24 protein-coding genes are annotated in these 25,646 nt (G+C 50.7%); 5 read left to right on the top strand and 19 right to left on the bottom strand.

From position 1 onward, the window contains the following. Positions 1-18 precede the first annotated feature (18 nt). The 17 genes from mfd to ALO_RS06865 all read right to left on the bottom strand — a co-directional run bounded on the left by mfd (position 19) and on the right by ALO_RS06865 (position 17,786). Entirely contained in the window at positions 19-3,324 is a 3,306-nt protein-coding gene (gene mfd / locus ALO_RS06785; RefSeq protein ID WP_040292927.1) for a transcription-repair coupling factor, read from the bottom strand. Between the two features lie 238 nt (positions 3,325-3,562). After that, complete coding sequence (locus ALO_RS06790; RefSeq protein WP_004094123.1) at positions 3,563-3,796, bottom strand: anti-sigma-F factor Fin; 234 nt, start codon at positions 3,794-3,796, stop codon at positions 3,563-3,565. Positions 3,797-3,828: 32 nt separating this feature from the next. Then, the gene (locus ALO_RS06795; RefSeq protein WP_004094126.1) at positions 3,829-4,215 is read right to left on the bottom strand and encodes a hypothetical protein; all 387 of its coding nucleotides are present in this window, start codon (positions 4,213-4,215) and stop codon (positions 3,829-3,831) included. Positions 4,216-4,479: 264 nt separating this feature from the next. Then, complete coding sequence (locus tag ALO_RS06800; RefSeq protein WP_139025337.1) at positions 4,480-5,382, bottom strand: peptidoglycan DD-metalloendopeptidase family protein; 903 nt, start codon at positions 5,380-5,382, stop codon at positions 4,480-4,482. A gap of 405 nt (positions 5,383-5,787) precedes the next feature. Then, on the bottom strand, positions 5,788-6,768 hold the full coding sequence (glpX, locus tag ALO_RS06805) for a class II fructose-bisphosphatase (protein WP_004094132.1): 981 nt from the start codon (positions 6,766-6,768) through the stop codon (positions 5,788-5,790). Positions 6,769-6,909: 141 nt separating this feature from the next. Beyond that, entirely contained in the window at positions 6,910-7,554 is a 645-nt protein-coding gene (gene fsa, locus ALO_RS06810) for a fructose-6-phosphate aldolase (RefSeq protein ID WP_004094135.1), read from the bottom strand. A gap of 35 nt (positions 7,555-7,589) precedes the next feature. Further along, entirely contained in the window at positions 7,590-8,216 is a 627-nt protein-coding gene (locus ALO_RS06815) for a hypothetical protein (protein ID WP_004094137.1), read from the bottom strand. Between the two features lie 209 nt (positions 8,217-8,425). Continuing rightward, positions 8,426-8,827 carry a response regulator gene (locus tag ALO_RS06820; RefSeq protein WP_004094140.1) on the bottom strand — a complete coding sequence of 134 codons (402 nt, stop codon included), beginning with the start codon at positions 8,825-8,827 and terminating at the stop codon, positions 8,426-8,428. 213 nt (positions 8,828-9,040) lie between these two features. Further along, the gene (locus ALO_RS06825; RefSeq protein ID WP_004094142.1) at positions 9,041-9,658 is read right to left on the bottom strand and encodes a Yip1 family protein; all 618 of its coding nucleotides are present in this window, start codon (positions 9,656-9,658) and stop codon (positions 9,041-9,043) included. Between the two features lies 1 nt (position 9,659). Beyond that, positions 9,660-10,592, bottom strand: a complete 933-nt coding sequence (gene sppA, locus ALO_RS06830) for a signal peptide peptidase SppA (RefSeq protein WP_004094144.1) — start codon at positions 10,590-10,592, stop codon at positions 9,660-9,662. A gap of 467 nt (positions 10,593-11,059) precedes the next feature. Continuing rightward, on the bottom strand, positions 11,060-12,667 hold the full coding sequence (locus tag ALO_RS06835) for a CTP synthase (RefSeq protein WP_004094147.1): 1,608 nt from the start codon (positions 12,665-12,667) through the stop codon (positions 11,060-11,062). 57 nt (positions 12,668-12,724) lie between these two features. Continuing rightward, positions 12,725-13,102, bottom strand: a complete 378-nt coding sequence (rpoE, locus tag ALO_RS06840; RefSeq protein ID WP_004094149.1) for a DNA-directed RNA polymerase subunit delta — start codon at positions 13,100-13,102, stop codon at positions 12,725-12,727. 28 nt (positions 13,103-13,130) lie between these two features. Next, positions 13,131-14,798 (bottom strand): arginine--tRNA ligase, encoded by a 1,668-nt coding sequence (gene argS, locus ALO_RS06845; protein ID WP_004094150.1) that lies wholly within the window; start codon positions 14,796-14,798, stop codon positions 13,131-13,133. Positions 14,799-14,862: 64 nt separating this feature from the next. Beyond that, on the bottom strand, positions 14,863-15,288 hold the full coding sequence (locus ALO_RS06850; protein ID WP_004094151.1) for a YwiB family protein: 426 nt from the start codon (positions 15,286-15,288) through the stop codon (positions 14,863-14,865). Between the two features lie 245 nt (positions 15,289-15,533). Then, entirely contained in the window at positions 15,534-16,586 is a 1,053-nt protein-coding gene (locus ALO_RS06855) for a SpoIID/LytB domain-containing protein (RefSeq protein WP_004094152.1), read from the bottom strand. A 146-nt stretch (positions 16,587-16,732) separates the two neighbouring features. After that, on the bottom strand, positions 16,733-17,146 hold the full coding sequence (locus tag ALO_RS06860) for a hypothetical protein (RefSeq protein WP_004094153.1): 414 nt from the start codon (positions 17,144-17,146) through the stop codon (positions 16,733-16,735). Between the two features lie 28 nt (positions 17,147-17,174). Beyond that, the gene (locus ALO_RS06865; RefSeq protein ID WP_004094154.1) at positions 17,175-17,786 is read right to left on the bottom strand and encodes a peptidylprolyl isomerase; all 612 of its coding nucleotides are present in this window, start codon (positions 17,784-17,786) and stop codon (positions 17,175-17,177) included. Positions 17,787-17,986: 200 nt separating this feature from the next. On the opposite strand from ALO_RS06865, the gene lplT reads away from it, so the two are divergent. Next, entirely contained in the window at positions 17,987-19,177 is a 1,191-nt protein-coding gene (gene lplT / locus ALO_RS06870; protein WP_004094155.1) for a lysophospholipid transporter LplT, read from the top strand. Positions 19,178-19,245: 68 nt separating this feature from the next. Here the strand turns inward: lplT and speD are convergent, their stop codons facing one another. After that, entirely contained in the window at positions 19,246-20,058 is an 813-nt protein-coding gene (gene speD / locus ALO_RS06875) for an adenosylmethionine decarboxylase (protein ID WP_004094156.1), read from the bottom strand. Between the two features lie 314 nt (positions 20,059-20,372). On the opposite strand from speD, the gene ALO_RS06880 reads away from it, so the two are divergent. Then, positions 20,373-21,509 (top strand): metallophosphoesterase, encoded by a 1,137-nt coding sequence (locus tag ALO_RS06880; RefSeq protein WP_004094157.1) that lies wholly within the window; start codon positions 20,373-20,375, stop codon positions 21,507-21,509. Here ALO_RS06880 and ALO_RS06885 read toward each other — a convergent pair. Then, the gene (locus ALO_RS06885; protein ID WP_004094158.1) at positions 21,506-22,150 is read right to left on the bottom strand and encodes a 4Fe-4S binding protein; all 645 of its coding nucleotides are present in this window, start codon (positions 22,148-22,150) and stop codon (positions 21,506-21,508) included. The genes ALO_RS06880 and ALO_RS06885 overlap by 4 nt on opposite strands. A 277-nt stretch (positions 22,151-22,427) precedes the next feature. Here ALO_RS06885 and ALO_RS06890 point away from each other — a divergent pair, with 277 nt between their 5' ends. From ALO_RS06890 to cydB, 3 genes are all read left to right on the top strand, one after another. Beyond that, complete coding sequence (locus tag ALO_RS06890; protein WP_139025338.1) at positions 22,428-22,631, top strand: hypothetical protein; 204 nt, start codon at positions 22,428-22,430, stop codon at positions 22,629-22,631. Positions 22,632-22,976: 345 nt separating this feature from the next. Then, positions 22,977-24,335 carry a cytochrome ubiquinol oxidase subunit I gene (locus ALO_RS06895; RefSeq protein WP_040292930.1) on the top strand — a complete coding sequence of 453 codons (1,359 nt, stop codon included), beginning with the start codon at positions 22,977-22,979 and terminating at the stop codon, positions 24,333-24,335. Positions 24,336-24,339: 4 nt separating this feature from the next. Beyond that, positions 24,340-25,584: a cytochrome d ubiquinol oxidase subunit II gene (cydB, locus tag ALO_RS06900; RefSeq protein WP_004094161.1), complete on the top strand. Its 1,245-nt coding sequence runs from the start codon at positions 24,340-24,342 to the stop codon at positions 25,582-25,584. Positions 25,585-25,646: the final 62 nt, after the last annotated feature.

The raw sequence follows: 25,646 nt of genomic DNA on the forward strand, positions 1-25,646 counted from the left end.
CTGTAATTTTTATTCATTTTAGCCATGTCCGGAAAAAGATTTATCGTTTTTTTCTTCCAGCAAAACCAGATTTTTTTCCAGCCATTCCAATGCTGTTATTCCCAGGCGCACAGTCTTCAGGCGGATGATTTCCGGCGGACCGGGTATGATAAGGACCCGCCCGGGATAGCGGGTGCGCAGCGCCATGACAGCGGTTACGTCTACTTTGGGCTTGTCGCCGAAGGTAATTTCCAGGCTGTCAGCCCGTTCGACCAGCGAACGGATGCCCAGCTGGCGGGCCCAGTTTTTAACTCTGGCTACTGTGATCAGATTTAAGACAGTTGCCGGAGGGTCGCCAAAACGGTCGATCAGTTCATCCAGCAGATCCTTGATGTGCTCTTCACTGCGCACCGCGGCGATCCGTTGATAAATCTCGATCTTGTGCATAGCGTCCTGGATGTAATCTCCGCTTAAATATGCCTCGGTCTTCAGTTCCAGCACAGGTTCAGGCGGTATCTCCACCGGTGCGTCGCTTCTTAGTTCCTGGACGGCCTCATCCAACAGGCGGCAATACATCTCAAAGCCCACGCTGGTAATATGCCCATGCTGCTGAGAGCCCAGCAGGTTGCCGGCCCCCCGGATCTCCAGGTCCCGCATGGCGATTTTAAACCCGGCGCCCAACTCGGCGAATTCTTTGATGGCCTGAAGCCGTTTCTCAGCAACTTCGGTCAGGATCTTATCCCGGCGGTAGGTAAAGTAGGCATAGGCCATCCGGTGGGACCGGCCTACCCGGCCCCGCATCTGGTATAACTGCGACAATCCGAAATAATCGGCGTCATAGACGATCATTGTATTGGCATTAGGAACATCCAGGCCGTTTTCAATGATGCTGGTGCAGATTAAAATATCAAAATGCCCTTCATAGAAATCCAGCATCACCTGCTCTAAGAGTTCCTCCGGCAATTGCCCGTGAGCTACCTTAATCCGGGCGTCAGGCAGCATTTCGCTCAATTGGCGATGCAGCTGATCAATGGTCTGAACCCGGTTGTAGACGAAGTAGACCTGTCCGCCCCGCTTGATTTCCCGCCGGATAGCATCCCGGATAACAGTCGCGTCATATTCCGAGACATAGGTTTGCACCGGGAACCGGTCCTCAGGCGGCGTTTCAATGATGCTCATATCCCGCACCCCGGCCAGGGACATATGCAGGGTCCGAGGGATCGGTGTGGCGGTCAGGGTCAGCACATCAATATTGGCCTGCCATTTTTTCAGCTGCTCCTTTTGTGTAACTCCAAACCGCTGTTCTTCGTCCACAATCAACAAGCCGATATCCTTGAATATCACATCAGACTGCAGGATCCGATGGGTCCCGATCAGAATGTCAATCTGGCCGGCAGTCAGGCGGTTGATCGTGGCTTTCTGCTCTTTGGCGCTGCGGAAACGGCTGATTACGCCTACTGTCGGCCCAAAGCCGGCAAACCGGGCACTAAAGGTCTGGAAGTGCTGCTGGGCCAATACGGTGGTAGGCACCAGCACGGCCACCTGCCTGCCGCTCATAACTGCCTTAAAGGCTGCCCGGATGGCGACTTCGGTCTTGCCGAAGCCCACATCGCCGCAGAGCAGACGATCCATTGGCCGGGGGGCTTCCATATCAGCCTTGACTTCGGCAATGGCTGCCAGTTGATCCGGCGTTTCTTCAAAGACAAAGGCCTCCTCAAACTCCTTCTGCCAGGGCATATCCGGCGCAAAAGCGTAGCCCGGAGTGACCTGGCGGGCTGCATATAAGCTAATCAGTTCCTTGGCAATATCGGTAGCGGCAGCTTTTGCCTTGGCTTTGGCCTTGATCCAGTCCGATCCGCCCATGCGGTTAAGCCGAGGCGTTTCGCCCTCATTGCCGATATACTTTTGCAGCAGATGGACCTGGTCGGTGGGCAAATAAAGTTTATCTTCACCGGCATAGCGAATCAACAGATAGTCCTTATGGATCCCTGCCACTTCCAGGGTCTCCACTCCGACGTACTTGCCGATGCCATGGTTCACATGGACCACATAGTCGCCGGTCCGGATGTCGCGGAAATAATTGATCTGCTGGTCTTTGGCCACTCGCAGCCGGCGCTTCTTCCTTTGCCGGCCGAAAATATCCTGTTCGGTAATCACAACGGTCTGGGCATGGGGCAGCTCAAACCCGCCGCTCAAACTCCCCACGGCAATATGCACCGTACCTCGCACCAATTCAGAGGGGGCCTCGGCAATCACTGTTGCCACGCCTTCCTCTGCCAGGGATTTCCCTACTGCCTTGGCCTTTTCCCAGGTGGACAGCAAAAGCAAAATGGCAAAATGCCTGCTCTGCCAGCCTTTTATTTCCTCGATCAGATAATCAATCTGCCGGTGAAAAGGAGCAATACTTTTGGCGGTGATGCTGATCATCACCTCGGGTTCGGCATGGGGAATCTTTTGAGCCATCAGAGTCAGATACAGTACTGTGTATTTTTGCGCTGACTCGGCCAGTGTCTGCCAGGTTACCACCTGTTTTTTGATTTCCGGGTTTTCCTTCACTGTCTTAGCCATTTGTTCCCGGACCCGGGTAGGTTCATCAAACACTACAACAGATTCATCAGTTAAATAGGTAAGAAAATCGGCCATGGCCGCACCGTGTTCCGGTTCAATCACCGGCAAAACCTCCGCCCGGTCCACCGGCTGCAGGGAGCGCTGACTGGCAGCGTCGAAATCCCGAATGGAGTCTACCTCATCGCCAAATAACTCCAGTCTCACCGGGAGATCCCGGTTGATGGGAAAGATATCAATTATGCCGCCGCGAGCGCTGAACTGCCCCATGGCATTGACTTCATCCACCCGCTCATAGCCGAAGCGAACCAGGGAGCCGATCAATTCTTCACGCTCCAGCCTAATGCTATGTGAGAGCACCAGCCGGTTGTTCAGGAATTCATTTTTCGCTAATACCTTTTGCATACCGGCTTCCGCCGGGGCCAGAACAATCAGATGCTCGCCGTTCACCAGGCGGCTCAGCAGGTTCAGCCGCCGAGACGCTGATTCCACGCTTTTGGCATCCACCGTAAAGGTCACCATATCGGCAGCCGGCAGATCCATGACCGGGACATCCGGCAGCAGTGCCTGCAGGTCTGTACGGTATTGTTCCTGGGCATCATAACTGCCGGTAATGATCACGATTGATCGGGGGGAACTTTGATAGGCAGCGGCAATCAGCACGCTTTTAGGCGCGCCGCTCAGACCATACACCAGGCTTTGGCTACTTGGCCGCCGGAAAGCCCGGACCCCCTGCTGAAATGACCGGTCTTTCTGTAACATGTAAAATAGGCTGTTCATAAGCACCTCATCAATAACGCCAAAATAGAGCATAAACAAGCCTGCCTTACTACAGCTTGTCGTAAGGCGGTCTGTCTGCTCTGAATCTGTCTTTTTGCTCAAAGACGATATATTTCCTAGTCTACTAGTACAATACCATTATTTTTCCCGGGTGACAATGGTTTCATTATAAAATTACGCAGGCGCTTCTAAAAAAAAGAAGCGCCTGCGTAGAAAAACAGCCGTTGACGCGGTCTTCTCAATGGAAACCAGCCGTCGGACCGGCAGGGATGGGCCGGGGAAGCAGACTGTCGGCGCAGGCGTCGCACATAGCCTGAATATACCACATATTACTGGCCGCATCATACCAGACCATCGCCTGGCGTTCTTCCTGGGTCAAACAATCCAGACCCAGCAGGGTTTCATCCAAAATCTCCATATCTAATGTGTCAATATCTTCTCCGCAATGAGAACAGGTATAGTGGACTTTCACTCACATTCATCTCCATATAGCACTAATCTATTTTATCGAGTGGCAAACCATCGAAGTATAATCACATTCCACAGTAAATGAACAATGCAGCCGGCTGCCAATCCCAGCCAGATAATACCGGCAAGCCGCCAGCAGAAAGCGGTAACGGCACCGAAAAAGGTGTGCCCGACGATGCTGAGGATCGCCGCCTTCCAGGCTGTTTCCTGGCTGCTGTACCAGTCATAGGCCGCCTCAATCACTCCGAACCCGATATGAACCATAATCAGATCGGCCTGAAAATAGTAAGCCGACAGTGTTTTAACGCTTTCCTCCAGTACCGGGCTCAGACTGATTACCACATGAGACCCGAACCGCCTGAGCAGTTCCCGATTCAAAAGAAAACTGGCAGCCGCCATTAGCAGGGCCAACAAGTACGCCATTCTATCCTCCTAAGACTCTGCGCAAGAACTCATCTGCAGCCTCGAATCCGGAATCGTTCAAAAAGGTTCAGATGCTAGGTAAGAGCAACGCCTGCATTGCCGTACTGAAGGAATTCAGGTGACGGCTTATGAGAAATCATTTGCTACTGCCTATCTCCCGAAAAGCCACAAATTCTGACGCAGCGCGACGAGGACGGGCGTGAGGCTGTATGTTTGTGGAGGGTACGTCGATAGTGACGCGGATGGGCATTTTTCAACGGTCCCCTAAGGTAATAAACTTAGAGGGTCCAAGGCCTCTTCATTCCGTCTGATCTCAAAATGAAGATGGGGACCGGTGGAAAGGCCGGAATTGCCCATGTAGGCAATCGGCTGCCCGGCTGCAACATAATCGCCCTTATTGATTTCATAATCTGACAGGTGGCCATAAACTGTACTGAATCCTTGGCCGTGTTCGATAATAATCGTTCTGCCGTAGCCGCCCAGCCACCCTGCAAAAGATACTCTGCCGCTTTGCGCAGCCATAACGATGGTGCCGATATGGTTGGCGATATCAATGCCGGAGTGAAGCCGTCCCCAGCGCCAGCCAAACAAGGAGGTCATCTCCCCGTAAGTCGGCCAGATAAATCGTCCGTACCGGCTGCGGGCGGCGAGGCTTCGTCTTGGTTTGCCGCCGGGAATCCATAATCTTTCCCCGGTGCGGAGCAGGCTGTCCTGTTTATGGTTTGCCGCCGTAATAGCGGAAAGGTCTACACCATAACCATGGGCAATATCCCACAGGGTTTCTCCCTGGTTAACGGTATGCATTACGCCTTTTTGCGGCATGATGATCAGGCTGTCCCCCGGATGAATCAACTCATTGGTCTCGGGGTTGGCGCCCAGAATGGTATCCACGTCAATATCATAACGCTCGGCGATTTCACTGAGCGTTTCGCCTGCCTGCACCACATGAGAGACGATGGCACGCCGGGGTTTGGCGGTAGCAGTAAGGGGTTGCTCTACATTCAAGTCTCTGAGACTGTCGCCCTGGCCTGCTTCATAAGAAGCCGCAGGCGAAAGGGGAATCGGTTCGCTAAAGGGATGACGAGACGGCAGAAGCCAAAAGATAAGCGGCACAAGGACAGCGGCCAACGGAACGTAAAACCATTTGGTCCTTGCTTGTGATGGCAAACAAAATCACCTCAGGCATAGCATGTACCAGTGACACCCAATTTATACATCTTTCAGGAGACCGTTGAAAAAGGCCCGTCTGCGTTGTCAGGTCTGCGGGCGCGCTCAGTCAGAAAGCGTCTCTTTTCGAATTTTAGTCAATAGATATTTTTGCTGTGACTACGTCGAAAAGCGACCTGCTTTCTTTCTGATCTCACGATGCTCCGCATCTTTCTAGTATCGACGTACCCTTCCGAACGTACAGTCTCACGCGCGTCCTCGACCTTCCTAGCATCTGGACCTTTTTGAACGGTCCCAGATTCGAGGCTGCAGATGATTTTTACAATAGTCGAGAAGCCAATACGAAGGCGTAAAAAAACAGCCTGGCAAGTGGCAGGCTGTTCAGGCTGTAAAATTTATGAATGATTAGGACCGTTTAATCAGAAGCGGCTTCTGATCATACTTATGAATGGCGTCAATAAATCGGACAGTGCCGGATGCTTTGCGCATGACCAGCGAATGGGTCCGGACCCCGCCGCCAAAATAGCGGACTCCGTTCAGCAGGTCCCCCTGGGTGATGGCGGTGGACGCAAAAATTACATCATCGCTGCTGACCAGATCATTGATTGTCAGAACTTTATTAATATCGGCGAGTCCCATGCTTTTGGCCCGTTGGATCTGGGTGGCTTTTTCCGCGTCCGAACCATCAGGCCAGAGCCGGCCCTGCATGTCACCGCCCAGACATTTCACCGCAGCGGCGGCCAAAACTCCTTCCGGGGCGCCGCCGATGCCCAGCATCATATGGACACCGGTACCCTCAATGGCGGCATTAACCGCCGGCGACACATCGCCATCAGAAATCAGTTTGATTCTGGCGCCGGCATCCCGGACTTGTTTAATGATGCCTTCATGACGCGGCCGATCCAGAATGACCACGGTCAGATCTTCCACCGAGCGCTCCAGCGCCGAGGCAACCGCTTTCAGATTCTCCTTCACCGGAGCGTCAATATGGATCTTGCCCGCCGCCTTAGGACCTACGGCAATTTTGTCCATATACATATCCGGCGCATGCAGCAGCCCGCCTTTGGGGGCAATGGCCAAAACGGCGATAGCACCGGGCAGGCCTTTGGCTACCAGATTGGTGCCTTCCAACGGGTCTACGGCAATATCCACTTCCGGTCCGCCTGCTCCTACTTTTTCCCCGATATACAACATCGGCGCCTCATCCATCTCTCCTTCGCCGATGACTACAGTACCACTGATGCTGACGGTGTCGAACATAGTCCGCATGGCGTCAACCGCCGCCTGATCCGCCGCAATCTTGTCTCCCTTTCCCATCCAGCGGCCACAGGCAATGGCTGCCATCTCGGTTACCCGAGCAAATTCCAGCGCTAATTCTCGATCCATACAAACCATTTTCATACCCTCTCCATCATTTACTGCATTTATGATTTATGCTGTACAATATGACCGACGAACTTCATATGTGCTACACTATTATCTTAATATATTGCTGCATATTTGTCACTATATATTTGATATTTGCTATTACATATTCGCTTTCTTCCAGTCCTCTAAGAATCGGGCGATACCGGCGTCGGTGAGGGGATGGTTCAACAAGGAGACTAATACTTTATAGGGCACAGTGGCGATATGAGAACCGGCCAGCGCCGCCTGAGTCACATGCAGGGGATGCCGGACGCTGGCGGCAATAACCTCGGTATTAATGTCATGAATGGCGAAAATATCAGTCACATCTTTGATCAGCTTAATGCCGTCTTCACTGATATCGTCCAGCCGGCCGACAAAAGGACTGACAAAACTGGCGCCGGCTCTGGCAGCCAGCAGCGCCTGATTGGCGGAAAAAATCAAGGTGACATTGGTTTTTATTCCCTCGGCAGCCAGTGCACTGACCGTTTTCAATCCGTCAAGCGTAATAGGGACCTTAATTACCACATTATCGGCAATTTGGGCCAATTGCCGCGCCTCAGGCACCATTTCCTCATACCTGGCGCTGATGACTTCAGCGCTGACCGGTCCCTTAACAATCGAAGCAATTTCCCGGATAACCCCTTTGATATCCTGCTTTTCCCTGGCGATCAGGGAAGGGTTGGTTGTCACCCCGGCAATAACCCCCAAGGCGTGCGCTTCTCTTACCTCAGCAATGTTAGCGCTGTCGAGAAAAAATTTCATTTGTTTCCCCTCCTCAAGAGATGCTTTCCTGGTTACTATTTGGGTTGCGTCTTCCTTCGCCGATTCCTTGGCGCCGGAATCAGCTCAATACGGTTCAGGGATTCTAGCTGCAAAACGTCCCGGTCGCTTTTGGCCTGTAAAAGCAAGCTGGAACCGCATTTCTGACAATGGAGCACGATATGATTGGAAATGACATCCGCTTCAATCTGACTGCTGCCGCAGCGGCAGATGACACCGCCCTTTTCAGCAATATCATGAACCTTATTCAGCATATCAATCATGACTTGCGGATCTTCCATCAAGTCGTCGGTAGCGGTATTCACCTCACGGGCGTGCGCTTCAATCACTGTCTCGATCTGCGCCCGGTCGCCGATGATGCCTAATTCTAGATTTTTCTCCTCACAATATACTTTGCGAGGCTGCGAAGCAGTATACTTTTTCGTTATGCAAATTTTATGGTGTTTTTCGCATAAAACACAGTACAGGTCAAGGATAAACTGACCGTGGCGGGTACTCATCAGATAACCGTGACGCTGGCCGCAACTGCAGGACAATGCCTGACGCGCGGTATCTTTGCTGGTAAATGGCGAAACGTCGTACATACTGATCCGGCCGCAGTGTGAGCAATATAAAGCCAGTGTAGAAACGGTTCTAATAATCATACCTGCCCTCCTTTCGTCTATTGATTTCGCCATGCGGCAAAAAAATCCTGCCTGGCAAAATTGGCTAGAACGGGTAAAAGCCCTTTACCGCCATGGCCGGATTACCCGAACCAAACCAGCATAAAGGGCTTTTGACTTCAAGTAGTTTCATGCAGGAAACTGGTTGTCTGATATGAATCATGGATATACCGGGAATACCCAAGATACCGTTATACAATCTGCAGTTTTAAGGTATCTGACGGTTCGTTGAGACTGGTTTGTATCAACTGACACAACTCAATAATATCAAAAGGTTTGGTTATATAGGCAGCAGCTCCGATTTCCTTTGCTTCATTGACCAGATCCAATTCACCGTAAGCAGTCATCATGATTACCTTTCCACCCTGACCCAAACGCTTTAGTTCCCGCAATGTCTCAATTCCATCCATCCCAGGCATTTTCATGTCCATGAGAATAAGGGCCGGTTTTAGTTCCCGCGCTTTTTGCAAACCTTCATAACCATTCGATGCATTAGCCACGGTGTACCCGTTTTCCGCCAATACTTCCGTCAATAGTCGTCTGATTCCCGGCTGATCATCAATGACCAAAATCGTTGGTTGCGTATTGGGCATAAGAGTCACCCCCGCTCAAATTCGCACTAGGAGACCGTTGAGATATAAACCAGTTTAAACAGCCCGGATGTGAGATCAAAACGAGTTTACAACGGGCTCTTATGGTTTATTGTGCTGAATAAGATATTCGCACTAGAAAAAAAATTTCCTGCCATATAACAGGAAATTAATGGATATTTTAAAAATTTTTATTTTTGTGTTAAATTCTATTAATCACTGATTCCCTATATATAATGCCAGAGCAACCGCCGCGATGATGACCGCAAAAATAGCTGTCAGCACCGCCAGCAGCAAGGGCAGCAACAGAATCAAAACAGCCTTTCGGGCCGACAGACAATAATTTTCCTGTATCGATTTCATATCCAGATACAAAGTCCAGGCCCATATCAAAAAGGTACCGCTGCCCAGACAAACCGGCCGCACCGTCTCCGGTAAAAGAGCCAGGACCATTAACAGAGGCACTATAAACAGACGTGGCAGATAAGTAAAGCCGGTCGCACTGAAAAGTCCCAAGGCACTGCCTGTGCCGCCGGTGAATTCCGCGATCAGGTGAAACACCGCTGTACCCAGAAACCAGGTAAGGGCTCCGCCGAAAATCTGAAGGGCCATCAAAACCCCGGTCAGGCCAGTGCCTAAGAATTCCTGTCCGTAGATCTCCATGGCCAAAAGCGGCAGCATGGTTCCGGCCAAAAAGGTAACGAACGTCCCGGCGACAGGCTTGCGCCGGGTAATATAGCGGATGGCGTCAACCGGCCGGAATAGCACATCATACCAGATTTCCCAAATGGACTGCTTTACATCTAATTCTTCCTCCACCCATTCTTCTCCCATGTCACTGCACCTGCCATTCCTGCGGCATGGCCAGCGGAGCTGTCAGAAGAGTATCGGGTCGCAGCTGCCGGTATAACATGTTTTCCAGGCTGATTTGACTTTTGACGCTTCCGAACAGGAGGGACCAGGGATTGAATTCGCCATATTCCTTGATTTCTACTTTGCCGCTTAAACCGGCCAATTGTTTTGCTCCCTCCAGGGCATCATACATATTTCCCAGTTCATCAACCAATCCCAGGGCTTTGGCCTGATTACCGGTGTAGATACGGCCGTCGGCCAACTGCCGGACTTTCTCCGGGTCCAGATTCCGGCCCTGAGCCACCACCTGGACAAACTGCTCATACAGATCATCCACCATGGACTGGACAATTGCTCTCTCCGCCGGAGTAAGGGATCGTTCCGGCGCAAGCATGTCTTTGTGGGGCCCGCTCTTGATTTTTTCCTGGTAAATACCAATTTTTTGATACAACTCCTGCCAGTTGGCGTAAGGGATATAGACGCCGATACTGCCCGTGAGGGTAGCCGGGTTGGCATAAATCTTATCAGTGGTGGCTGCCAGCCAATAACCGCCTGAAGCGGCCATGTCAGCCATGGAGGTCACAATAATTTTACCCGACTGTCGGACTTTTTTAATTTCCTCCCCCACTTCCTGGGAAGCCGGAGCGCTGCCGCCGGGGCTGTTAATCCTGAGCAAAATGGCTTTGACCGTGGCATCTTCCTTAGCTGCGTGAAGCTGGCGAATAATAGCGTCGGTCCCGCCACTGGCGCCCAGAAGTCCCGCCTCGCCCCGTCCCCCTATCATTATCCCGTCTACATAAATCACGGCAATCTTCGCCGCGCCACTTCTGCTCTGCCGGGGGGACATAAAAGCCAACGTAATAAGCGACAGAACAACTACAATCAGGATAATCACCATGACTGCTTTTTTGTGCATGCCCAAAACCTCCTCTTGGCTATCTCATTTCAATTAGTTTACCCCAGTCTTAAAAATCTGTTGAATCCTCGAATCAGGAACCGTTCAAAAAAGTCCAGATGCTAGGCAAGAGCAACGCCTGCGTTGCCGTACTGAAGGAATTTAGGTGACTTTTCGGCCTATGAAAATCATTCGCTACCGCCTATCTCCCGAAAAGTCACAAATTCTGATGCAGCGCGGCAAGGACGGGCGTGAGACTGTACGTTTGGAGGGTATGTCGATACTAGAACGATGCGGAGCATCGTGAGATCAGAAGAAAACAAATCACTTTCGATGGAGTCACAGCAAAACAGACTGCTGCATACGAATCCGCAAGGGATGTTTTCTGAATGAGACCGCCCGCACGAGCAACAACGCAGATGGACCATTTTGAACGGTTCCCTGGAAAAAAGAAACTGTTGGATCTACCCTCCAACAGTTTCTAGTTTTCAGCCTTTTTTCTTCAGTGCCGCTTTGATGAAATCCCGGAATAACGGATGCGAATGGGTGGGCCGGGATTTGAATTCCGGATGGAATTGGGTGCCGACAAACCAGGGATGATCCGGAATCTCGATGATTTCAACCAGCCGCCCGTTAGGGAGCGTGCCGCCGATCACCAGGCCGGCATCGGTAAGCTGCTGCCGAAAGGCATTATTAAATTCAAAACGATGCCGGTGGCGTTCATAAATAATTTCGTCCTGATAAGCAGCAAAGGTCAGGGTATTCTCCATGACTTTGCAGGGGTACACTCCCAGGCGCATGGTGCCGCCCTTGTCCACCACAGCCATTTGGTCCGGCATCAGATCAATAACCGGGTAAGGGGTATCCGAGTTAAATTCGCTGGAATGAGCTCCTTCCATGCCACAACAGTGCCGGGCAAATTCGATAACCGCGCACTGCATGCCCAGACACAGGCCAAAAAAGGGAACTTCATTTTCCCGGGCATACTGAATGGCTTTAATCTTGCCTTCAATGCCCCGGTCACCGAAGCCTCCGGGAACCAAGACGCCGTGGACGCCGCGAAATACTGCATCCATATCTACAGCCGGATCTTCAATTTCTTCGGCGTTAATCCATTTGATGTCAATGGCTGCGTCATTGGCAATGCCGGCGTGGCGGAGAGATTCCGAGACACTCAGATAGGCGTCATGGAGGGCCACATACTTCCCGACAATGGCAATCACCACGGATTGGGAAGGATTAAGAATTCGATTAACCATCTTTCCCCATTCGTCCATGTCAACCTGACCGGCCTGAAGTTGCAATTTTTCCATGACAATCGTGTCCAGACCTTCATCCGCCAGCATCAACGGAACCTGATAAATACTGGAAGCATTCTTGTTCTGGATCACAGCGTCGGCGTCGATATCGCAAAACAACGCCAGCTTATCTCTCATTTCCGGGGAAATTTCATGTTCGGTGCGGCAGACAATGATATCCGGATGAATGCCGATACTGCGCAGTTCTTTGACACTGTGCTGAGTCGGTTTGGTTTTCAGCTCGCCGGCAGCCGATATATAGGGGACCAGTGTCACATGCAGATACAGGACATCGTTGCGTCCAACTTCCTTTTTAACCTGGCGGATGGCCTCCAGAAACGGCAGGCTTTCAATATCGCCCACTGTACCGCCGATTTCGGTAATGACCACATCGGCGTTATCCTCTTTGGCCACCCGGTAAATCCGCTCTTTAATCTCATTGGTGATATGAGGAATGACCTGTACTGTACTGCCTAAATAGTCTCCTTTACGCTCCTTGTTGATGACCGATAAATACACCTTGCCGGCCGTTACGTTGGAACTTTTGCTCAGATTGATATCAATAAACCGCTCGTAATGCCCTAAGTCCAGGTCGGTTTCAGCGCCATCCTCAGTGACAAACACTTCACCGTGCTGATAAGGACTCATGGTCCCTGGGTCGATATTAATATAAGGGTCAAATTTCTGAATCGTAACCTTCAGGCCCCGGCTTTTCAAAAGCCGTCCCAATGATGCCGCGGTGATGCCCTTGCCTAAGGACGATACAACCCCCCCGGTAACAAAGATGTATTTAGCCATTTGTGCTCCTCCCACCCCAATTTCATTCACTTATTGTACCTACTTACCTTAGCCCTGTCAAGAATTGTCGTCGCTGTCGTCACGCTCGTGAATGGCTGGTTCGGTATAATCCTGCTGAATCTCGGCCAGCAGTTTTTCCCGGCGCAGGTTGCTGTCGCTGCCGCCGCCGGTTCCTTCGTCGCTAATGCGGGAGGTTCCCCGCTGAGGCACCCAATCGGTTAAGCCCCAGGTGCCTTTGCCCATGTGTACAAACCGGCTGTCCAGATTAATCTGAGTGTGCACTTCGGCCATGGCATAGGAACGGGAAACGGCTGTAGTCCCTTTTTGTTCCAAAACTTTACCGATTAAATCGCGAAAGTACATAGCGCTACCGGCCTGCCGCAAAACAGCATACGCCAAGTCCGCATCCGAAATGTTTTTTTTGTTTTTTTCCATATGATACCTCCGCCATATATTATTAAAATTACATTTTGTCCGGAGCTGCCACGCCCAATACCCTTAAGGCGTGACGCAGGGTATTTTGGACCGCTTTGACCAAGGCCAGGCGAGCTGTTTGCAATTCGGGCTCCACCCCAATCACGCGGCACTGGTTATAAAAAGTGTGAAACAAACCGGCCAGTTCATGGGCATACCGCGCTATGCGGTGGGGAGCCCTCTCCCGGGCCGCAGCGGTGATTTCGGCCGGATATTCCCCGATTTTTTTGATCAGGTCGGTCTCAAATTCACTGATCAAAGTTTTCAGATACTCAGTCGGGCAGCGGTCATCCACAGGCAGGCCGGCTTCCGCCGCCTGCCGGAAGATACTGGCGATGCGGGCGTGAGCATACTGAATATAATACACCGGATTTTCATTTGACCTGGATTTAGCCAAATCCAGGTCAAAATCCAGCTGACTGTCAATGGAACGCATAATGAAGAAGAATCGCGCCGCATCCCGGCCTACTTCCTCAATCAATTCGGATAGAGTAACCCCCTGGCCGGTTCGTTTAGACATTTTTACCAATTCACCATTTTGATACAAGCTGACCATCTGCAGGATCAGCACTTCCAGTTGTTCCGGGTTATAGCCTAAAGCACCGATGGCGGCCTTTACCCTGGCAATGTAGCCATGGTGGTCAGCGCCCCAGATATTGATGATAGTGTCAAAGCCCCGTTCCAGTTTGTTGCGGTGATAGGCGATGTCGGCGGCCAGATAGGTGGGAACGCCGTTGTCCCGGATGACAACTCTGTCCTTATCGTCTCCATAGGCGGAAGATTTTAGCCACAGGGCGCCATCCGTTTCATACATATAGCCATTTTGCCGCAATACCTGGCAGGTCTCCTGAATCGCTCCCTTATGCAGGGTCCGCTCGGAAAACCAGACATCGAAACTAACGCCGAAGGCCTCCAGATCCTCCTGCAAGCCTGCTAACTTCTCGTTCAGGGCCAATTCCTTGAATACGGCCAGCCGTTCAGCCACCGGGATCAGCAGGTACCGTGACCCTTCCCGGTCGATAATCCGCTGGGCGGTGTCGATGATATCCCGTCCGTGATAGCCATCCTCCGGAAAGTCTACTGACTGACCTAAGAGTTCCAGATAACGGGCATTGACTGAGGCCGCCAGATTGTCAATTTGATTGCCGGCGTCGTTAATATAGAACTCAGTAGCAACGTCATAACCGGCAGCCCGCAGCAAATTAGCCAGAGCGCTGCCCACCGCCGCCCCCCGCCCGTGACCCACATGCAACGGGCCAGTCGGATTGGCGCTGACAAATTCCACCTGAATCCGGGAGGCTTTGTCAGCCAAAACCACTTGCCCGTACTGTTCTCCCTCAGCCAGAATGCCGGCCAGCATGTTATACAGCCAGTCGGATTTCAGATAAAAGTTAATAAACCCCGGTCCGGCTATAACCGCCTTATCAAGCCATGGCTCATTTAACCTGTCGACGATTGCCTGGGCCACTGCCCGAGGGTTGGTCCGGGCCGGACGGGCCGCCTGCATGGCGAAATTGGTGGCAAAATCGCCGAAATCCTTCTGAGGCGGGACTTCCAGGATCACCGGCGGTATTTCGCTTAAAGCAACCGCCCCGTCCTGAACCGCCTGCCGCGCGGCGTTCTCAATGCTCTGTTGTAAACGTTCCTTGATATCCATTGCTCTGCTCCTTTAATGCCTTCGCATATAAAACTATTGCAACCCTCATCGTCTCATCCCTTTTTCAACAGTCCCCCACGCTGATTAATAGGCTGTTGGCACTTTGCCAGTGCCCGTTAATCTCCAGATCATACTGCACTTCAACTTCGGTGGTCTGTGTTGACTCGCGGGATATACGCAACAGGCGAGTGGCCACAGCCATTTTCATGCTGCCATAAGGTGTGACATAGGTGCAATAGGTCTTTTCGCCGGGAATGAATTCCTGTTTTTGCTCAAATGCGCCCATTCGGACCAGGCACAAGGATGCCGGCTCCGAATAAATCTTAAGCAATGTAGTAGACCCTTCCATACCGGAAACATGCTCCTGATATGTAATATAGTAAACACCGTTTTTAACCTGGCTATGCCCGACGGTAACCAATTCGATGGCGTTTTCTTCACCTGTTCCGTCCCGCTGGGTCCCCTTCACCCGGATCGTAACCGTATTCATTCCAATCTCCTATACCCTGTCAGCATGAATCTATTATAGCCTAATCATGTTAGGTTGCCAATATTGCCAAACAGATTTTCGCAAGTTTAGAAAAGTTCGTTGATTGGGTTGACAAGAAAATAATTTCCTTTGCAGAACTTTTTTTAATCTTGATAAAAAACGGCGCAAAATGCCTTTACAACATTTTGCGCCACTCCTATTTTTCATGTCTGTCTCAATCCCAGTCGTGTTTCATGCCCCCAAAATCACTGCCAGAGTTTTTTTATTTCTACACCCTGATAATAATGTTTAAGAATTTCGGCGGCCTTTTTCCCCTGTTTGGCATCAGTATAGGCTCCCCATTGGCATAAGCCTACGCCGTTGCCCCAGCCAAGTCCTTTAAAAGTGAACATGCCGCCCGCATAGCTCATGTCGGTGATTAAGGTGGATTTCAGCCGTTCATAGCCTATACTCTTGCGAAATTCCGCGCCATAGACTTTTTGATTGCCGGCACCGATATAAAGAATCCGGCCGGAGGGACCTTTTTCCAGAATCTTTATATTGGCCGGGTCACCGCTGTAACCTACGGCGGCAGCCACTTCCCGGCCGGGAACCTTGACTGTCCAGGACCGGATGTTCTCCGGTGCATATTCAAAACAGTTGTCCTTTACCGGCTGAAAATAGGGCGTTGGATGTTCAATCTCCCTAGGAAAACTTTCCTCCCTGGTTGCGCCGATCTGGCCGTTGCAGGAACTATAGATGGCGTTCACCAAACTGCCAGCGTATAAAAGCACTTGGCCCCGGGTTTCCCTTACAGCCTGACGCACGGCGGCGTTGACCTTTTCCGGCGCATAGGCCTGCAGTTCGTCTTTGCTGGTGGATACATCGGCATTGCGCAAGCGCCGGATAGTGCCGGCTTCCATAGCCGATAAGCTAAGAGTGCGAGCCACCACGGCCTGGGCCTTAAGAGCCTCCAGAGGCCAGTGAGGCTCCATTTCCTGGGCGATAACCCCTTCAAGATATTTTTCCAGGGGCATGCTTTCAATGCGGCTTTTTTGGACATAGGCTACCTTGACGACCGGTTCTCTTGCATACTTAGCGGCATTGAACTTTGGCACGCCTGGAATCGGCTGAGGCTGCTCCTGCTTGACAGGCGGCTTGGGGACCGCCGGCATAGGCATTTCTTTCTCCTGGGCCGATTCTGGCTGTTCAGGCAGCGGTTTTGGGGCAGGAGGCCTTAAGACCGCATAGACTCCCGCGATGATGAGTACAGCGATGATCAGATAAATTACGTATCTTGACTGTTGTTTATCCAGCACAATCCCACCCCCGGCTTAGTATCTGACGAAAGAGACGGGTTTATACACTGCAACATTGGGCCAGCGCGTTAATAAAAACAGCCAGCGGTGCTGCAAACACAGCTGGCTGTTTCGCCAGGGTCAGAGACAAAGGAGCCTCAGACAGCTTATTTGGCTGCCTGCCGCAAGCGATGCAACAAATCCTTATCCAGGGGCATCTCCATCAGGATGGTATACGTGCCGTCGGGAAGCCGTTGTTCTTTGAGGATTCGTTGATTTTTTACCAGGATTGTCTGTCTATCAGAGACCCAAACCCTTTTATCCAGTTTTGCCAGCTTTTGCGCCAGATTGCGATTGGCATCCACGATGGCTGCCCGGCGGGCCAGCACATTGGCTTGCGCCTCGCTGGCGGCCTCAACCGGCGGTTTTCCCAGTCCGGTGGCGCGTATGACGCCGGCAGCCAGATCCAGTTCGCTTCCAGACTCAGCGGAAACCAATTCAGCAGGGGCCGATCCGCAGCCGGCCATCAGTATCAAAAAAAACACGCCGGCGACAATAAACCATACATGACCTTTGTTCATGATACCTTCCGGCAATGCGGATTTTGCGTCATTTCTGGATGACCACGGACTGGATGACCACATCCTGCTTCGGTTTGTCCATGGGGCCGGTAGGTGTCTTGCCGATGGCCTGAACTACCTCCATACCGGAAACCACCCGTCCGAATACGGCATGTTTGCCATCCAGCCAGGAAGTAGGAACCAGGGTGATAAAGAACTGTGAACCACCGGTATTGGGTCCGGCATTGGCCATGGACAGCACTCCCGGCCCATCATGGCGAAGCTGGGGGTGGAACTCGTCCAGGATGCTGTAGCCCGGTCCACCCGTGCCGTTGCCTTTGGGGTCCCCGCCCTGAATCATAAAACTGTCAATCACCCGGTGAAAAATTTGGCCGTCATAGAATTTTTTTTCCGCCAGCGCGATAAAATTATTGGCTGTAGCGGGAACCTTGTCCACAAACAGCTCAACTATAAAAGTCCCCATAGAGGTTGTGAATACGGCTGTTGGGTTTTCCGCCGCAGCCGGGACGGCCGCCGACGGAGCGGGTTTGTTCTCGGGTTGCGGCGCTGCCTGATTGCCGGCGCAAGCAATGGTAAATACTAAGAGGGTAAGCAGCAAAAATAGCGCCATAAGCCTAAAGCGTTTTTTAACAAAGTACATCATAAAACCTGCCTTTCTGTAGGATATTCGACCCCAATCGCCATAGTGCAGTGGTCTGGCCGGCTTTTATGGCAGGAACTGCATCGTTGGGTTGCGAATATCTCTAAATACCTATTATATTTATTCATTATACCACAAAGGTTTATCCTCCTGTCTGCCTGACTGACGCCGATTATTTTTGCGAAGGGTGGTCTGTTCTTTTGTCACTGACCGGTATACTGCCTCCGCTCCGGGCCGTCTTGGTGCTGCAGTTTCTCTCGGCCCTGGCCGACAATATGCTACTGTTTATCGTACAGGCTGTTTTGGTGCGGGATCAATACCCTGCCTACTACCTGTCCCTGGTGCAAAGCATGTATCTCTTATCCTATATCGTCGCTTCTCCCTGGGTAGGCCTGCTGGCCGACAGCATTCCCAAAAAGCGGGTCCTGCTGCTGGGCAACTGTATTAAAACGGTTACACTGCTCTTTTTACTGCTGAAAATCAACCCAGCTGCCAGCTATCTCTTTTTCGGCCTGGGTTCGGTGATATTCAGCCCCGGCAAATACGGCATCCTCCCCTTTCTCACAACCGATGACCAGGAGTTAGTCCGGGCCAACTCCTGGCTGGAAGGCACGACGATGATTGCCATCCTGCTGGGCTCTCTCCTGGGCGGTTGGCTGTCTGACCATTCCATCCTGCTATCGGTTGGGTTGGCATCGGCTCTGTATGGCCTCGCTGTCCTGATCAGTCTGCTGGTACCGTCTAATGCGTCAGTTCAGCAAGTCCCTATGAAGAAAGCCGTTCAAAATTTCATCGGTGATGTACGCTTTTTCCTGCGGCATCCTACCGGACGGTTTTCTGTCCTGGGTTCAGCCTATTTCTGGGTGGCTATTTCCATTCTGCGGCTGGCCATCTTTATCTGGGCACCCTTGGCCCTTGGGCTGACCGGCAATACTCCGGTCAGCCTGCTGATCGGTCTGATCGGCATAGGAATGGGTATCGGCGCTTTTGCCGCTCCTTATGTAATCAGCATCAAGACTTACCGGCGGGCCGTTTATTTTGGCCTGGTCATGGCCGTCGCTTCTTTAATCCTGCCTTTGCTGCAAAATTTGGCAGTCACTTTGATCATTTTGTTCCTGTGTGGCATTTTGGGCGGCATGTATATCGTACCGGTCAACTCTCTCAATGAAAGCATCGGCGATGCTACTATCGGCGCCGGCCGGGGCATTGCGGTCCAGAACTTTGCTGAAAACAGCCTGATGCTGGCAGGCACCAGCCTCTACACCTTCTCTACGAGATCCGGCGTCAGCGTCGAAACGAATATCCTGGCCACCGGAGCTGTCTTTCTGCTGTTGATGCTGCATCTAATGTACCTCAGCCGTCCCCAGGCCGCCAAAGAGCCACAGGAATAGCAGCATAAAAATCCCGGCCATTAAAACATGCCGGGATTTTTATGCTTACGCTATGAATGCTATATTTTCTATAATTTAAAGTCTACTTTCGGAATATTTTTGCCAGAAAAGATTTCTAGCATTTCTTTTTTCAACCGTTGTTTTACTCTTTTCTTTTCACCGGGCAGCAGTTCCTTTTTGGCAATGCCGAACAGGTAGTTGTCCAAATCGAATTCCTTGAGCAGCATTTTTGTATGAAAGATGTTCTCCTGATAGACGTTCACATCAATCATATTGTAAAGATCGCGGATTTCTTTGGCAATATAGTTCTGAATGGAGTTAATCTTATGGTCAATAAAGAACTTTTTGCCATCCACATCCCGGGTAAAGCCTCTGACCCGATAGTCAATGATCACGATATCGGAACTGAAGCTGTTGATCAAAAAATTCAGCGCCTTTAACGGTGAAATATGTCCGCAGGTGGATACGTCGATATCGGCCCGGAAGGTACTAATCCCCTTATCCGGATGAGTTTCCGGGTAGGTATGGACCGTGATATGACTCTTATCCAGATGAGCCACAACCGTTTCCGGCAGAGGGGCGCCGTCCGGCCCCAAAACAGGTTCCTCATGTCCCTCAGAAATCAGCATGGTCACACTGGCCCCCTGGGGCTCATAGTCCTGTTGGGCAATGTTAAGAATTTTGGCTCCGATAATATTTGCCACTTCCGTGAGAATATTAGTCAGACGCTGGGCATTATATTCCTCGTCAATGTAGGCGATATACTCCTGACTGTGCTGCGGACTTTTCCCGTAGCAAATATCATACATATTAAAGCTCAGGGTCTTGGTCAGGTTGTTAAACCCGTACAGCTTCAGCTTTTTAATCGATTTAATCTCCATTCCGCTCTGCCTCTCCTTACCTCTCAACTCAGTCATGGCGTCAGGCGACAGCCAAGCGCGAATAACGCACAGAAATAAAAACCGATTATACCATATCAAAAATTCGCTGATTTTTCAACACTACATCTTGGAAATTTGGAAACTATACATATCCTTGCATCAAATGCCGCTGACGGTTTCTATTCTATTCCTGTTAAAGAAAACTTCTCCCGATCAAAGAGGGATTATGCAAAAAAAGTGACGAATAGTAAGTATAACGGCACTATACAATATCATATTACATTCGCTACACCAACAGAAGGAGTGAAAATAGCTTGTTTTTCTTGGTCTTTTTCGCAGTTTACGGCGGAGCAAATCTCTATGTAGGCATGCGGGCCTGGCAGGCTTTTGGCTACTTGCTGCCGGCAGGGCCTGTAAAATTTTTCTTTTTTCTCTACGGACTGCTGGCGGTCAGTTATTTTATCGCTCATGCCGGCTACCACCATTTGCCCCGCACTTTGACCGACCCCCTGCACACAGCCGGCGCTTATTGGTTCGCCATATTATATTATGCATTCTTTTTTGTGATAATTGTCGATATCATCCGATTACTGGACCGGTTTTTTTCTTTTATTCCCGCCAGCCTAAAAAAAGATCCGGCCATTGCCGGATTCTTCCTGGCGGCTGTCCTGGCCACCCTTATAATCTACGGTGTCTACAACGCCCGGCAGCCTGTGGTGCGCCCCTACACAATCACAATTCAAAAGACTTTGCCTTCCGCTCCCACTCTCCGAGTGGCAGTGATGTCCGACCTCCATCTGGGTGAACTGATCGGGCGGCAGAGGCTGGAGGGCTGGATCGATACGGCAGCTGCCCTGAAGCCCGACCTGGTGCTGCTGACCGGCGATATTCTGGATGCCAATGTGGAACCGTTTATTGAGGAACGAATGGGGGAAGCCTTCCGGCGGCTCCAGCCCAAATACGGCATTTACGGCGTGATCGGCAACCATGAATATATCGGCGGAACTCCGTCGACCGCTGTCAGGGAATTAGAGAAGGCCGGCATCACCGTGCTGGTGGACCGGTATGTACAGACAGCCGGTCTCTATATTGTCGGCCGGGACGATTATTCCCGCAGCAGATATGATGGCTCGCCACGGCAGCCCCTAAGCCGGGTCATGGCGGGAATCGATCCTGCCGCGCCGGTAATTCTCTTGGATCATCAACCCTACAATCTGGCTGAGGCACTGGCCAATAAAGCCGATCTCCAGCTTTCCGGCCATACGCATCGGGGTCAGTTCTTCCCGAACAATTTGATTACCCAGCGGGTGTTTGAAATTGACTGGGGATACCTGAAAAAAGAAACCCTCCAGGTGATCGTCTCCTGTGGCGTAGGCACATGGGGGCCGCCTATCCGCATCGGCAACCAGCCGGAAATACTGGATTTAACGATCCATTTTGAGCAGCCTTAGTATTTTCGTTGGTCAATCTTCTTCTTACCAATGGGAAAAGAGATAAACCGCAGCTGAGATACTAATGACAGCAGTAATCCGGTAGGGCAGATGACGCCGCACCAGATGCGGGAGAAGATCAGCGTGACGGCCATAATTCCGATTAAGATCCAGGGCATAAACCCTTGCACTGCCCTCATGCTCTCATGACTCAGCAGAGCAAAGGGCGTAAGTAATAAAAGTGCGTTTGATCCCAGCAGAAATAGAGCTACCAGCAACAGCAGCCAATAATACCGCAAGGGTTCCAGGATATTCCAAACTTCAATTTTTATCCGTAACAAACGGCTTGCCCCCATGACCCTTCCCAAACGATCGGTCAAAGCCAGTATGGCACCCATGGGACAAAGCCAGGAACAAAACCGCTTTCCCTTCAGCAGCGCTACCAGCAACGCGCCCAGAGGCACCCAGGCCCAGAACGGAACGCTCCAGTGCCAGCGCAGCCAGTTAAACAAAGACCAAGGGTCCAGGCGGGAAAACCATTGATAAATCGGCCCCTCCGGCCCGAGAGGGTAGGATAAGCTGCTGAATAACCATAAGAAAAAAGCCAGGAATAGAGACTGAACCGCTAACCGTAGAGTTTCCCGCGACACTGACCTAGTCATGCCAGATCTTTCCCCTTTCTTAGATGCCAGGGGGCTGAGCCGGTTGGCCCGTCCCTGACATGGCGGCAACCCTTGTATTTATAGTTCTTATATTCTCTATTCCACTAGAAGGGAACTCCTCCTGCTAAGGTTTTTCTTTTTGCCAGAGTCTCTATGTGCTATAGGGCAGATACTTTATTATCCTGCCATCTGTCAAGCAAATTTTTTTGGCCGAAGCCTTGGCTTATCACAAGTTTGTCACAAAATTCTTTTATCCTTGTATCAAGGAGGTAATTTTGTGATGATTGTGAAGAATACTCCCAGAACTTTGATCAGATATTCTCGCATTCTACCCAATAAAAATGCAACAAGAAATCAGTCAAAACATAAAAGAGACAAACGGTCAACTATGGATATCTCAGACTCCGCTAAAACAGAAATGTCGGGCCATACGGCGTTTAGTGCTCATCTGGAAATGGCTGAGAAGCGCTTCAAATCATAGATATCCCGACTAACATTAAGAGGCTGTCACAATCCTCAGTCTCCTTTGTTTAATATCTTGAAAGCCTAAGTGCCTACTGCAGAGTGATGCAGTAGGCACTTAGGTCCTTTCTTAAATGCAATACATATCTTCATCAGGTTTCGCTGCAAATGAGTGGCGAAACTTTAATTATTTTTTTAGGGTTAATATCCCCGGCACAGGAAGCCAAAGAGGCTATGGATCTTATGTGCAGCTTTTCTTCTTTGTCCAGAAGAGTTTTATAACTTGGGCATAGCGGCGGCGCTTGATAAAAAATATCAAAAAGGTAAATACTTGAAAGAAACAAGTCTGGCAATGAGAGGAACGATGGATAATACAGCTTTGATTTTGGCAAGACTACAATTTGGATTTACACTAACCTATCATTTTTGGTTTGTGGGTCTTACCCTCGGGCTTTCAGTATTAGTAGCAATTATGGAAACTCAGTATATAAGGACCCATGACCCCAGTTACAAAACCATGGCAAAGTTTTGGGGCCGGTTGTTTTTGGTCAATTATGCCATGGGCATTGTCACCGGCCTCGTGAACGAATTCCAGTTCGGGATGAACTGGTCAGAATACTCCCGGTTTACGGGAAGCGTCTTTGGGCCGCCCTTGGCGTTTGAGGCTTTAACCGCATTTTTCGTGGAATCGGTGGCCATTGGGATATGGGTTTACGGCTGGGATAAGGTCTCCCGGCAAGCTCATCTTGCCCTTATCTGGCTTGTGGCGTTGGCCAGCAATTATTCGGCGTTCTGGATTTTGTCGGCCAATTCCTTTATGCAGCATCCGGTAGGATACGCAGTTAATAACGGGCGCCTGGAGCTTAACGATCTGACGGCGATGATCACCAATCCGTATCTCTTCTACCAGTATTCCCATACCGTTCTATCCGGGTTGGTCCTGTCTGGATATTTTGTTATGTCGATCAGCGCTTACTATTTGCGCCGCAGGGAACATACAGGCTTGTTCCTGCAGTCCTTCAAGTCGGGTCTGGTGTGTGCCATGATTGCGACTGTTTTAGTCATTGTTACCGGACATTTTTACAACCAGTATCTGGCCTATACCCAGCCCATGAAGCTGGCGGCTTCAGAGGCGCTGTGGCAAACTACCGAGCCGGCTCCCTTCCTTGTTTTCGCCATTATCGACCAGAACAGCGGCAGGAACACTTATGAGTTAGCGCTGCCGGCGGGGCTTTCAGTCCTGGCTTACAACACTCCGCACGCCCCGGTGAAAGGAATGAATGCCTTACAAGCCGAGTTGGCAGAGCGGCACGGTCCGGGGTATTATATACCGGCAGTGACGATTTTATTTTGGAGCTTCCGCGGCATGGTCGGCATCGGCTTCTGGCTGGTTTTCCTTGCCGCTCTCAATTGCTGGTATTGGCGGAAACAACAGCTTGATTCCAGCCCGGCCCTGTTAAAAGTCACGATGTGGAGCCTGCCGTTACCCTATCTGGCCGTCACCATGGGCTGGATGATGACCGAAATGGGCCGACAGCCCTGGATTGTTTACGGGCTGCTGCTGACCGAGAAAGGCGTTTCGAAAGTTGTGCCGGCGGCGAGTGTATGGATATCTTTTATTACGTACGTGGTGGTATATACTGGCATTAGCCTGGCAGCACTTTATATTATTCGCAAAATAATTCTTGAAGGCCCTGGCAACCTACAGAAACAGGACAGGTGAAGCCATGGATTTAAACACAGTATGTTTTGGCATGTTCGGTTTTTTATTCCTGGGATATTTGCTATTGGAAGGCTTTGATTATGGCGCCGGCATGCTTCTTCCTTTCATCGGAAATTCAGACAGCGAGAAACAAGCCATACTCCGGACTCTGGCCCCGGTATGGGAAGGAAACGAAGTATGGCTCATCGCCGCCGGTGCAGTACTGTTCGCCGGCTTTCCGCACGTCTATGCCACTTTATTTTCCGGTTTATATTTTGCCCTGCTGCTCATCCTCGTGACCTTGATTTTGCGTGGCATAGCCTTTGAATTTCGTGATAAGGACAACAACCGGCAATGGCGGACATTTTGGGATTGGGCGATATTTTTTGGCAGTATGGTGCCCGCTTTTTTTTGGGGAATCGCCATTACTAACCTTCTTGCCGGTCTGCCAATTGATCATGAAATGCAATATGCAGGTTCTTTCGGCGATTTGCTAAATTTATATTCCTTGACAGGCGGCCTGGTCTTCCTGCTCTTGTTCCTGCTGCACGGATCGATTTACCTTACCTTGCGGGTGGATCATTATTTGGTGCCGCAGGTCAGAAAAATCGGCCTGATTACCGGCAAGTACGCGGTACTTGTATCCGCGGGATTTATCATCCTGTCCTTCCTGTACACGGATTTGGCAGCAAAGCTTGTTCCCGTTATGGCTGTGGCCGCATTGTTATTATCATTGATTTACTGCTGCCGTTGTTTGCAGAAAAAGCAATATGCATTAAGTTTTCTGTGCAGTACCGCTGCTATTGTTTCTGCTGTTTTGGCTATCTTCGTCAGCCTGTTTCCCAGGGTTATCGTGTCCAGCCTGAGCCCGGACTGGAGCCTTACCGTTTACAACTCGGCTTCTAACATCTTAACTTTGAAAATCATGACTATCACCATGTCAATCGTGCTGCCGCTTGTGCTCGCATTTGAGGTTTGGAAATATCATATATTCAGGGACCGGATAAATATCATTAACCCCGATGGTGAATCGCAGCGGCTACTGTGGGCGCAGCTGCATGGACAATTAATGCAATTCATTGCCCATGCAGCTGATCTCGCCGTCATTATGAAAAAAGGGGGAACAATCATGGAAAGCAACGTAATAAAATCAAATGAAGCATTAAAGGCAAGAATGATCCATCAACTGCAGGAATCCAGGGAGTTACTGCGGCGTGGCCGACGTTTGGCAAGCGCCTTTGCCAAGCTGATAAGACTGCTAAAAAAATAAGATAATTCCGGTCACGCACTCAGCGCATCACTTCATTTTAGTTGTTGATGTCTTTGTTTTGG

Origin of the sequence: Acetonema longum DSM 6540, from assembly GCF_000219125.1 — a bacterium.
Lineage (GTDB): Bacteria > Bacillota > Negativicutes > Sporomusales > Acetonemataceae > Acetonema > Acetonema longum.